The sequence below is a fragment of the Sphingomonas faeni genome (assembly GCF_040407565.1).
Classification (GTDB): domain Bacteria; phylum Pseudomonadota; class Alphaproteobacteria; order Sphingomonadales; family Sphingomonadaceae; genus Sphingomonas; species Sphingomonas faeni_F.
On the sequence record NZ_JAPZPR010000001.1, the window covers coordinates 1,000,459 to 1,008,742 of the forward strand.

The window sequence follows — 8,284 nt, forward strand, 5'->3', positions numbered from 1 at the left end:
AACGACCGTTAGTGCGATTCGCCGCTACCAATCGTTAGCGACAGGGCGACCGTGCGTGTCTCGCCCTGTGCCAGCATCGTCGGCGCGCCGCGGTTGATCGCATTGGTGAGGTCGCTGACCGGTTCGGCGCAATAGAAGCCCAGGCCCGGCGGCATGAACACGTGGAAATACGGCGTGCCTTCACCTGCCAGCAGCACTATGTCGTCCGCCGTCTCGATCGTCGCCGTCCCGCTCCAGCCGTCATACGCGTTGTCGATCAGCGTATCGCGCGCCACCGCCGCGCCGGTCGACCAGTCCGCAAAATGATCCGCCGATGCTTGCTTTGTCGGCAACAGGTCTGCAGTCGATAGCCAGACCGATTGCGCGTCGAACGTTAGGCGCGTGGTACCGTCCGCGGGGAAATACGGGTGGAACCCCAATCCTGCAGGCATCGGCTTAGAATCGCGGTTCTCGACCGACAACGACACCCGCAAGCCGTTTGCCTCGAGCGTGAAATGCTGTTCGGCCCGGTATGCCCATGGCCAACGCTCGTCGCCTTCATGCACGTGTACGAGGACCGCGGATACGGGATCGCTAGCCTCGACCGCCCAGCCGCTCAGCCAGCCGAGGCCGTGGAGCGGGTGAACCTGGTCCGACATGTTGAGTGGTATATGATAGTCGATACCGTCGACCGTAAATCGGCCATCGGCGATCCGGTTCGCGTAGGGGACGAGCGGGAAGCTTGCCGTCTCCAGCGGGCTGGTGGCGCCCGGCGGGGTCGGACGGAGGATGTCGCGACCCTGGTAGGCCAAGGCGGCAATCGTGCCCCCCAGTTCCGGCTGGAGTGTCAGGCGCCAATCGCCGGCTTCAAGATGCAGCATCAGCCCTCCATATCCTCAAGCTCGCGACCGCGCGTCTCGGAGACCATCTTCCAAACGAAGAAGAACGAGACGAACGCCGACAGCGCGTAGAAGCCATAGGTGAGCGACAGCCCAAGCGAGATCGCCATCGTCGGGAAGCTGACCGAGATCGCGAAGTTGGCGAACCACTGCGCGAAACCGGCGACCGCGAGCCCCGAACCGCGGATCTGCGTGGGAAACATCTCGCCGAGCATCACCCACATGATCGGACCCCAGCTCAGGTTGAAGAATACGACGTACGCATTGGCCGCGATCAGCGCGATCAGTCCGTTCTGGTCGGACAGGCGGAGCGAACCCTCGACGATCGCGCCGCTGGCAAAGCAGATGCCGACGATCGCGAGCGTGACGGTCATGCCCGCAGACCCGATCAGCAGGAGCGGCTTGCGCCCGACCTTGTCGACCAGCGCAACGGTGAGCAGGCACGCGACGATCGACAGCGAGCCCGACAGGATGTTGATTAGCAGCGCGTCACTCTCGCTGAAGCCAACCGACTGCCACAGCACCGAGCCGTAATAGAACACGATGTTGATACCGACGAACTGCTGGAAGATCGCCAGGCCTATGCCGGTCCAGACGATCGGGCGGACCTTGCCGCTGGCCTTGTCGATCAGGTCGGACAGCTTGGGGCGGTGTGCGTCGGCCGACAGCGAACCGCGAATTTCAGCGACTTTGCGCGTGGCTTCGGCCGAGCCGAACAGGCGCGTGAGGACGGCCTGCGCTTCGTCGTAGCGCCCCTTGAGAACCAGGAAGCGCGGGCTTTCGGGAATCAGGAACAGCGTGACGAGATAGATCGCGGCAGGGATGACCTGCATCCAGAACATCCAGCGCCATGCCGGGTAGTCGAGCCAGAACGGCGCGGTAGACGAGCCGGCGATACGGGCAAGATACCAGTTGGCGACGAACGCACCCGTCAGGCCGGTGATGATCATGATCTGCTGCACGCTCGACAGCCGTCCGCGGACGTTCGCGGGGACGACTTCAGAGATATAGACCGGCGCGAGCACGCTGGCGGCACCGATGCCGAGCCCGCCGATGATGCGTGCGAGCACGAACATCGTCGCCGAGGTGGCGGCACCGGCGCCGAGCGCGCTGACGATGAAAAGGACCGCGGCGATCATCATCACGTTGCGGCGGCCGAGATTGTCGGCGAGCCTGCCGGCCATGAACGCGCCGACCGACGAGCCGATCAGGATCGCGCCGACGGTGAAGCCGGTGCCGAGCGACGACAGCGCGAAGGTCGTTTCGAGCCCCGCCTGCGTGCCGTTGATGACGCCCGAATCATAGCCGAACATGAACCCGCCGATCGTCGCGACGATGACGATCATCGCGATGAGCGCTCGGTTCACATGTTGGCCGGAATCTGCCGCAATGGTCATTGGTTTTCCTCTCCGGGACGATGCTCTGTCGGCATCGTTCATATTTAAAGGGTGACGGGTTCGACGGGCACGCCGGGGATCGCGACGCGGAAGGTGAACAGATTGCCGGCAAGCGGCTGCGCGGCGCGAGCGACGTCGTCGAGTCCCTTGGCGGCGGTCGTCGCGTAGGCGGTACGGCCGTCGCTGCCGCCGAGCGCGATCTTGGTGATGTTCGCGACCGGGAAGCGGACGATATCGGTCAGGCTGCCATCCGGGGCGTAGCGCCGTGCGGACCAGCCCCCGAAGAACCCGACCCAGACGCCGCCTTCGGAATCGCAGATCGCGCCGTCGGGATGACCATCGTCGGGACCGACCGTCAGGAACACGCGACTATCGCCGAGACTGCCGTCGGCATGGACGGGATGGGCGGTGATCGTCTTGCCGAGCGTGTCGACCGTATAAAGCGTACGGCCGTCGGGCGAAATCGCTGGCCCGTTGGTGATCGCGACGGGGGGCACGTCCGTCTTGGTCAGCGCACCCTCGTGCCAGTGATAGACATGCCCGGTCCGGTCGAATTCGGCATTGTCCATCGTGCCGAACCAGACGCGGCCCATGGGATCGCGCGCGGCGTCGTTCAGACGGTTGCCGGGGGTTTCGGGGTGGACGGCGACAAGATGCTCGAACGCGCCGGTCGCGGGGTCGAAGCGGTGAAGGCCGCCGCGAACGCCGGCAAGGAAGCTGCCATCGTCGGCAGGAATCACCCAGCCGACCTGGTCGGGTGCGTCCCAGCTGTCGAGCGTGCCGGTCTCGGGATCGAAGCGGTACACGCTCGGCGCCTTGATATCCACGAACCACAGCGCGGCGTCGCGCTCCACCCAGATCGGGCCTTCACCGAGCGTCGCGCCAACGTCGCAGATGCTCTCGGCAAGTGTCTCTGTCACCATCTCAGCGCCAGCCTGCATCGACGAAATAATCATGGCCGGTGCACATCCGCGCATCGTCCGATGCGAGGAACAGCACGAGCGCGGCGACGTCGGCGGGCTGGACGCGGGTCTTGATGCACTGCGCGGCGATGATCTCGGCCTCGCCCTCGGGTGTGTACCATTTGAGTTGCCGCGGCGTCTCGACGTTGCCGGGGACGATCGTGTTCACGCGGATGCCGTCTCCACCCAGGTCTCGGGCCATAGCGCGCGTCATGCCTTCGATGCCGGCCTTGGCGGTCTGGTAGATCAGCAGTTCGGGTAGGGCGAGATGCCAAGAGATCGAGCCGAAATTGAGGATTACGCCGCCGCCGGCGCGCTTCATCGCCGGGACGACGGCTTGGGCTGCAAAGAACAGGTGGCGCAGATTGGTCGCCATCCGCTCGTCCCAATAGGCGGGCGTGATCTCCTCGATTGTGTGGCGATCGTCGTTCGCGGCGTTGTTGACGAGGATGTCGATCCCGCCGAGCCGGTCTTCGATCGTGGCGACGGTCGTCTTCAGTGCGTCGATGTCGCGCAAGTCGAGGGGCAGGAAGATCGGCGCGGTCGCGACTTTGGGCGTCAGCGTTTCGATCAGCGCATGCGCGGCATCCTCGGCCATGTCGACGAACGCGACGTGCGCCCCCTGGCGGGCGAACGCCTCGACCAGCCCGGCGCCGATACCCGATGCCCCACCGGTGATCAGGACGCGTTTTCCCTTCAGGCTTGGATAGATGGCCGTCTGAGCGGCTGTTTCGGTCGTCTGCAACACGGGCTTACGCTCCCTGGTTCTTGGTTTGCGCGAGCAGGCCGCGGCCCGCGAGATTGCGCATGAGATCGCTGATTCCGTAGTCCCATGGCGCCGCGTCCTTCGATGTCGTGACCGGATTGACGAGTGCGCCGAGCTTCGGGTTGGAGATCGTGACGACGTCGCCGACCGCGTGGGTGAAGCCGCGGCCGGGCTCGTCGCGATCCTGCGTCGGTGCGAACAGCGTGCCGAGGAATAAGACGAAGCCGTCGGGATATTGGTGCTCGCTCATCGCCTGGCGGACGAGGTCCTCGGGGTCTCGGCTGATCTGGTCCATCGAACTGCTGCCATCGAGGCGGTAGCCGTCGGCGCCTTCGATCGTCAGCGCGATCTGCGCAGCTCGGACGTCGTCCATGCCGAACGTCTCATCGAACAGGCGGATGAACGGGCCGATCGAGCAGGACGCGTTATTGTCCTTGGCCTTGCCGAGCAGCAACGCCGAACGCCCCTCGAAGTCACGCAGATTGACGTCGTTGCCCAACGCTGCGCCTACCGTCTTCCCGGTCCGATCGACGATCAGCACGACTTCGGGCTCGGGATTGTTCCAGGTCGAGTCGGAGCGAATACCGACCTCGCCACCCCAGCCGATCGTCGAGAGCGTCGGCCCCTTGGTGAAGATCTCCGCGTCCGGGCCGATCGCGACCTCGAGATACTGCGACCACATGCCGTCTTCGATCAGCGCCCCCTTGAGCGCGGCCGCTTCGGGCGATCCGGGGACGACCGAACGGATGCTGCCACCGACGCGCTCCTCAAGGCGTCCGCGGACCGCTGCCGCGGCCGTCGCGTCACCACGCGCGCGTTCCTCGATCACGCGCTCTAGCGCGGACACCGCGAAGGTAACGCCCGAGGCCTTGACGCATTGCAGGTCGATAGGACTGAGCAGGCGTGCCTTCGCAGCGGCGGCGGGCGACAGCGCCAGATCGTCGAGACGGCCGAGATCGGTGCCGGCAGCGGTATCGAACGCACCCTGGGCGATCAGGTCGGCGACGGTCGGTGCGACACGGGACATGTCATGAACGCGGCCGCTGCGAACGATGACGGGAGTTGGTCCGTCGCCCATGTCGATCCTGCCGAGCAACGTTGCTCGTTCCCAATCGGCGGGCAGAGCCCCCGCCGATGCGAATGCGATCTCCAAGATGATATCCCCTCCAGATTTGTTAGCGTTACCGTATGCCGAACGGCGAATGCGTCAAGTCCTCTCGCGCATCGTTCGCAGCGCTGCGATTGCCGTTCTTACTAGCGCGTTTAGGATTTGCACGACAATTATCTGATGATTGGATCGGCGAGATCGGCTGATATCCGCATCGTGAGGGGTGAGAAGTGCAGCGGGCATTGGATGGCAAGACGGCCCACACCGTACCTCGAGGGCAATAGGATTTTGGTACCGGTATCATGGAATATGATGGCTGTTGGACGTGCGCGCACGAGCGTGGACGAAATGTCGCAAAGCATCGTGCGCTGCGGACGCTGATGATTCCACCACCGCGATTGACGGGAATTTGTGCCTCGCGAGGATGACGGGACGCGCGGGCAGGATCGTCGCGAGCCGCATAGTCGAAGAGTCCTGTAACGTCTGACAGCACAACCCGAGTTACGCATTATTACGCTCCGGGCCATGAAGCTGGGCGCCGCTAAATCCAATCTCACGCCGGTCAGCATGGTGGGCTTGGGGTGTCCACTCGGATGCTGGTTGGCGCGCCCGGGGGCCTTTAACAATACTGTAAAATCAAAGCCATGCGTTGTCTAACCTGCACTGCAATGGCGACGGAGTTCTGCGGCGCCCCGCGGTCAATGGCTAACCGATTACGGGGCTGAAATGGGAAACGGATGTGGTCGCTATCGGACGGCTGGAATCGCGAAAACTTAGACGCTTTGGCGAGAAATCCAGCCGCTAGAAAGCGGACGCCCGTTGACGCGGTGGCCTTGGCGATTGTCCCGCTATGGGTTCGTTTGAAGGAAATGGCATCGCCTTACTGTCAAATTACCGTGGTTGGTTGCAGGAGCTTTGGAGCGGCGCTGCCAGCAGGAGGATCGAGTACGAAGCGGGGATAGGAAAGGATCAGGCCCGTGTTCGGAAGCGTGACGCTTCGCACGCCGCCTGATTGCTGAGTGCGTGCGGCGCCACCGACCCCCGCCAGTACCCCAAAGCGGTAATCTCGCACCACGTTGGCGAAGAGCACAGCGGACGAATAGGTGAGCGGACCGATTTCCACCGTTAGCTTCCCCGTGAAGCGAAGCGGTTCGTCCGCCACTGGCTGGGTTGCGGTTTCGATCGCGCCTGCGATCACCGCCCCACTCGCCTCACGCTTCAGATAGGTAGAACCCTGCTTGTACGGTCGCGTCGCTACATACCGCAGGATGCCGTCCTTCCACATGTCGTCGTTACCCCCGCCGTTGGCGCTGACGTCGATTACGAGGCGATTAACTGAGGCAGCCTTGATTCGCGCGAAGCAATCGTGGGTGAACTGGAGGTAGCGGGCCTTGTCCTCCCACACGAACGATGCGACCTTTAGACGCGCCGATTTGTCCGTATCTATGCGGCACGCAAACAGGCGATCGAAGCTGGCATCCCGCTGGAGGATCGCTGGCAGCGTGTGTTCGGCCCCGACCGTGAAGCGCTTGTTTGAGCCGCTAAGCACGAGATCGTAGTCTGCAGGTGTACCATATAGCTTGGCATGAAACAGCCACCAGCGTTGTGCGAGCAGGGCTCTACGAAAGGCCGGCGTGTCGCCGTGGGTCCGTACGAGCAGCGAACGAGCGACGTCGCGCGCATCATGCCCGTCGATCCGCAGGATACGGCGACCCGCGAGCGGCGTCGATCGACCTCCGAGCATCGAGACGATGACCGGATGATCCTTGGCATCAATCGCCACCTCAAATGGGAAGAAGCCCGTACCCTGCCGTACCGCTTCCGCGCCCTGGCCCCGCCAGTCGGGGAGGCCGATGAACAGATGACCGTCAGCGAGAACGGGATTGAGTTGAGCCAGTTTCGCCCAGGCTTCCGCCTGATCCATCGGATGATCGAGCTGCGCTCGTACCTTGTCAGCCTCGCGTTCGAGGGTCGCCTTCGTGACCGAGTGGGCAAGGTCGGGGTGCTGACGTTCGATCGTATCGAGTGCGAAGCGGAGGTCGTCTTGTAATGCCCCCGGAGCGATCGTCTGTGCTGGTGCTGTGCCGAACGAGGCAAGAGCCATCAAGGCGGCCGAGAGGAGCGTTTCCATATGCAATGCCACCGTCGTTCCAGTTCAAAACCGCCGCCAAAGCCTCTTCCCTGGGACGTCCTGTTGAAATATATACGGCATCTTTCAACAGGAGTCTATGCCAGTGTGTGAAGGTGAAGATCCGCGGGCAATCCGCGATCGGGCGCAGGTGCGGCTCCTCAGCTCCGGTGTGCGACAGGAGATGGTTGATACGCTCGCCGCGCTCGGTGGCGAGGCGGGTGTCGCGAGCTTGGCGGATCAGCTCGGGCGACCAGCCGATGGTCTCTATTATCATCTGCGGGCGCTCACGGCGGGGGGACTGGTTGAGGAGCTGCCGAGCGACGGTACGGAGCGTCGATTCCGGCTGGCGGGCGGTGGTCACGGCCCGCTGCGACTTTCCTATGACCTTGGTCCGAACGGAAACGCTGTGGAGCTGCGCGCTTTCGCCCATGGATTATTGCAGATTGCCGATCGGGACTTTCAGGCTGCTCTTGAGCAGAGTGATACTGTGGTTGCCGGTCCGGCACGAACGCTTTGGGCTTCTCGCAACAAGGGATGGCTCGCAGCCGCAGATGTTGAGGAGGTCAACGCCCTTCTCGGCCGCCTTGGTGAACTGACCAGCCAGCCAAAGGCTGATGGGAGGAAGCATTTGGTAAGTCTCGCCTTCGTGCTTGCGCCGACCGAAGCGCGACCCAAAAGGCGCGCACCGCGAACGGCGTAGAATTCCGGACACCGGTGAAGAGCGATCAGTTGCCTTGGACCATCCGTATTCCTTCTGAGCTGTGGTACAATCGTCGTATTTGGGAAGGCGTACGCATTCCCGTTTTCCGATCCTCGTCTGCGAAAGCTAAAGTTCCGAAATGTCGGCTATTGCTACCCGGCTTCGCGCAAGCCGCCGTCCCGCTTTCCTTCCCATTCCGCTTATTCCGCTTATTACGCCCATTAGCGGACGCTCCCGGTGCCATCTCCGGGCGACGGTCGTACGTCGCAAAACTGCATAATCCAGTTATCAAAGCTGGGTGCGACGTGATCGACGGTGCGGATATCATGATCGAAGAACCAG

General features: G+C 63.2%; 8 protein-coding genes. 2 read left to right on the forward strand and 6 right to left on the reverse strand.

Annotated elements, in window-relative coordinates; translation table 11 throughout:
- Positions 1-8 precede the first annotated feature (8 nt).
- From O6Y00_RS04375 to O6Y00_RS04400, 6 genes are all read right to left on the reverse strand, one after another.
- The gene (locus tag O6Y00_RS04375; RefSeq protein WP_353441366.1) at positions 9-860 is read right to left on the reverse strand and encodes an aldose 1-epimerase; all 852 of its coding nucleotides are present in this window, start codon (positions 858-860) and stop codon (positions 9-11) included.
- Complete coding sequence (locus O6Y00_RS04380) at positions 860-2,275, reverse strand: sugar porter family MFS transporter (RefSeq protein WP_435368580.1); 1,416 nt, start codon at positions 2,273-2,275, stop codon at positions 860-862. The genes O6Y00_RS04375 and O6Y00_RS04380 overlap by 1 nt, the downstream gene beginning before the upstream one ends.
- A gap of 44 nt (positions 2,276-2,319) precedes the next feature.
- The gene (locus O6Y00_RS04385) at positions 2,320-3,198 is read right to left on the reverse strand and encodes an SMP-30/gluconolactonase/LRE family protein (RefSeq protein WP_353441407.1); all 879 of its coding nucleotides are present in this window, start codon (positions 3,196-3,198) and stop codon (positions 2,320-2,322) included.
- Between the two features lies 1 nt (position 3,199).
- Entirely contained in the window at positions 3,200-3,985 is a 786-nt protein-coding gene (locus O6Y00_RS04390; RefSeq protein WP_353441367.1) for an SDR family NAD(P)-dependent oxidoreductase, read from the reverse strand.
- A gap of 4 nt (positions 3,986-3,989) precedes the next feature.
- The gene (locus tag O6Y00_RS04395) at positions 3,990-5,081 is read right to left on the reverse strand and encodes a fumarylacetoacetate hydrolase family protein (protein ID WP_353441408.1); all 1,092 of its coding nucleotides are present in this window, start codon (positions 5,079-5,081) and stop codon (positions 3,990-3,992) included.
- Positions 5,082-5,997: 916 nt separating this feature from the next.
- Entirely contained in the window at positions 5,998-7,242 is a 1,245-nt protein-coding gene (locus O6Y00_RS04400) for a S41 family peptidase (protein WP_353441368.1), read from the reverse strand.
- A gap of 97 nt (positions 7,243-7,339) precedes the next feature.
- On the opposite strand from O6Y00_RS04400, the gene O6Y00_RS04405 reads away from it, so the two are divergent.
- Positions 7,340-7,942, forward strand: a complete 603-nt coding sequence (locus O6Y00_RS04405; protein WP_353441369.1) for a helix-turn-helix domain-containing protein — start codon at positions 7,340-7,342, stop codon at positions 7,940-7,942.
- 14 nt (positions 7,943-7,956) lie between these two features.
- On the forward strand, positions 7,957-8,284 hold a 328-nt coding region (locus O6Y00_RS04410), incomplete at its 3' end, for a hypothetical protein (protein WP_353441370.1).